Origin of the sequence: Vibrio sp. D431a, from assembly GCF_030248655.1 — a bacterium.
In the GTDB taxonomy this organism is placed as follows: Bacteria; Pseudomonadota; Gammaproteobacteria; order Enterobacterales; family Vibrionaceae; genus Vibrio; species Vibrio alginolyticus.
Map to the genome: position 1 here is coordinate 1 of NZ_JAHGAP010000096.1, position 701 is coordinate 701.

The window sequence follows — 701 nt, forward strand, 5'->3', positions numbered from 1 at the left end:
ACGCCGCATTAAGGTGTGAGCAACGCGACCACAGACCTAAACCTTACCACCGTAAACACGAAACCCAACGATGGAATGAAAAATGCCAAGCGTTGGGAATCACTCTTAAATGCTTTGTTATGTTAATTTTTTGATGAGAATTCAACTTCTTGAGGTGTGTTTCGATCTTTTTCGCAGATAACGACGGTATTGGCGAGTTTGTCGTGCCACCCCTGTTTACGCTTGTCCCAAGCCACCCAAAATATACCTAGTCCAAGAGGGATTGTCGCTAGGATATACCCAAGGTATCTTACAATATACTGTTGAAGGGTAGGTTTATCGCCAGTTTTAGCGTCTACAATTTTCGCTGATATAGCCATTTTACCTGGTGTCGCTTGACGATAAAGCCAGAAACCAATGATCGCTACCAATGGAAAAATCCAGCTTAAAATCAGGTCAGCGAAGCCTTGTACTAACGCATCGTTGTCAAAATATGCCCAGCCATAAACCGCTACTAGAATCGGGTATGTAAGGACACAAATTATCACAGTATCAATTAGACTAGCACCAACTCGAGGCCAAAAACCTGAATATTCGTACAAATCACTCATTTTCGCGGGAACATTATCTTTCATATTATTTACCTAGTTTATATAACCAACTTAAATGCATGATACGTAATGTAATTTCTTTCTCAAGACAATATTCAATTAATTGCAACA

Annotated in this window: 1 protein-coding gene; it reads right to left on the reverse strand. The window is 40.1% G+C overall.

Translation table 11 applies throughout. The features are described from left to right. Window positions 1–122: 122 nt before the first annotated feature. Window positions 123–614 (reverse strand): RDD family protein, encoded by a 492-nt coding sequence (locus KJB35_RS28180; protein ID WP_005377021.1) that lies wholly within the window; start codon window positions 612–614, stop codon window positions 123–125. Window positions 615–701 lie beyond the last annotated feature (87 nt).

What these genes read in the sequence shown, in the direction of transcription:
- KJB35_RS28180 (WP_005377021.1), bottom strand. Translation starts at nt 614, where the DNA reads ATGAAAGATAATGTTCCCGCGAAAATGAGTGATTTGTACGAATATTCA.